The following is a 1906-nucleotide window of genomic DNA, read 5'->3' on the forward strand; positions in this document are numbered from 1 at the left end:
GGGGTTCAGACGCCGCTTACGCTTTTCGGTGTTCTTCAACGCGACCAGGAAGCGACTTGTGCGCTCGATCATGGTGGTGACATTGGCCGGCCCGTACTTCTGCCGGAACAGCACCAGGTCAGCCTCCCAGTGACCGAACTGCTTGCGATGCGCGATGATGTCCGGGCGGAACAAGATGCTGAGTTCAGGCGCAAATCTCGGTGGCGGGCGCTTGCGAAGCCGGTAGCCCCGACGGCGCCGGCGGCCAGAGGGCAGGTGGCGCCACAGCTCACCTCGACGACCGTCCTCGGAATAGATGTGCTGATAGATCGTCTCTTGGCAGACCCGGCGCGGGGCACTCTCATATCGCATCCGGCCGGCAATCTGCTCGGGGGTCCAGCCGGACCTCAGGCAGCGCTCGACTTGGTCACGGAGCCCGGGATCACGCACCAGCTTGCGCTGCCGGGTCCGTCGTCCATCCGAATAGCTTTGCGCTACGACGCACCAATAGCCGCTGAGCTTCGGGATCTCGCCGTCATGGAAGTGATTGCGCCGCAGCTCGCGGAAGATCGTCGAGCGGTGCCGGCCAAGCCTGCGCGCCATCTCGTCAGGGCTCAGCTTCATCTGCCGCCAGCGCTCGATCTTGCGGCGCTCGGAAAGGGAAAGGTGAGAGAACCGAACCTTCATTCTATGATCCTTTCATGGCTCAACCCATTGTTGAGCACAGAAAGTCGCATTTCAGGATAGCGCGTGCCCTCTACACGCCCAAAAATGCTATAACCGTAATTATGCATCGACGCGCGGGGATCAGTCAAAGTTTGTGGGGCTGTGACCCGCGGGCCAGCTTACAGCAAACCCTGGGTTAGGCTTAGCCTACCGCGCCATCTGTCCTCATAGCCAAGGCGGATCAGATCAAACGGACGGACCATGCCGCCGCGCCGTGCAGGCGCGGCGATCAGGACCGATCGCCGCCAAACTCTGAGAACGCGTTGCGGACATGTTCCGCCTCAGCCTCGTCGTCTACGCTCACCGAGACCTTGATCCGGTCGTTAAGCGCCGCGTCCTCACGCTTAGAGGGAGTCGGTGAGTCGGAAGCATTGTCCCCTCCGGACATGTTCTCTCCTGCGCTGTTCAACGCGCCATCGGCCACAATCTCTATAGCCTTTCGGTCCACGCCAAATTCCTGCACCAGCCGCTCGATGCTCATTTCCGCCTCGCGCCGTGTTTCGAACGTCGCTTCAAGAAGTGCCATAGTTGCCTCGTTGTGATGGGGTCAGGGTGCTCATAGTTTGCCTGTCATAGCGAGACACAACGTGCCGGGCTGGACCATGGGTCCAGCGTTCGATCAGGTAAACCTGGCGGACCCTGCGTCGGAAAGGGGAAAGGGGATCAGTCGGGCGCAGTGGAACGGTTGAGCCGCTCCAGGATATGACCGCCGGCCCTGAACCGCAGAACCTGCTTGCGCGCCACGGAGATAGCCTCACCGGTCTTGGGATTGCGCCCTGTGCGGGCCTCGCGGACCTTGCAGGTGAAATTCCCGAACTTCCGCAGCTCGATCCTGTGGCCTCGCGCCAAACCGGTAGTGATCGCGTTCAAGATTGCGTCGAGAGCTGGTTCCAACGCGTGCCGAGGCAAATGCGGGTGTGCCTGGAGCAACTTCTCCAGCAGTTCAGAACGGACCATTGGGCCTCTTCCTTTGTCTCACCAGGGCATGAACAGGCCTTTTTGACGCTTCGGCCCGCCGTTCTAACTGTCAGCATCCCTTTAAGGTCCAGCCAGTGTTCCTAGCGTTTGTTTGCTGGCAGTTGGGGGCGGTATTTTGAGCTAAGGTAATGCACCTTATGCCTAAAAAGCAAAGAGGAGCGAAGAAGTGCCAATAAAGCTACATTCTTATACCCTTTATTTATGGCGCTTGTCCCAGATGCGG

Annotated in this window: 3 protein-coding genes; all 3 read right to left on the reverse strand. The window is 59.8% G+C overall.

Features of this window, described 5'->3' with window-relative positions; all coding sequences use genetic code 11:
- The coding region (locus TW83_RS18295; RefSeq protein ID WP_045984215.1) for an IS30 family transposase at window positions 1–666 on the reverse strand (666 nt) is incomplete at its 3' end.
- Window positions 667–934: 268 nt separating this feature from the next.
- Window positions 935–1231 (reverse strand): hypothetical protein, encoded by a 297-nt coding sequence (locus TW83_RS18300; RefSeq protein ID WP_045984216.1) that lies wholly within the window; start codon window positions 1229–1231, stop codon window positions 935–937.
- 137 nt (window positions 1232–1368) lie between these two features.
- A complete protein-coding gene (locus TW83_RS18305; RefSeq protein ID WP_045984217.1) occupies window positions 1369–1662 on the reverse strand; it encodes an HU family DNA-binding protein in 294 nt (97 codons plus the stop codon).
- Window positions 1663–1906: the final 244 nt, after the last annotated feature.

The sequence above is a fragment of the Paracoccus sp. S4493 genome, assembly GCF_000967735.1.
In the GTDB taxonomy this organism is placed as follows: Bacteria; Pseudomonadota; Alphaproteobacteria; order Rhodobacterales; family Rhodobacteraceae; genus Paracoccus; species Paracoccus marcusii.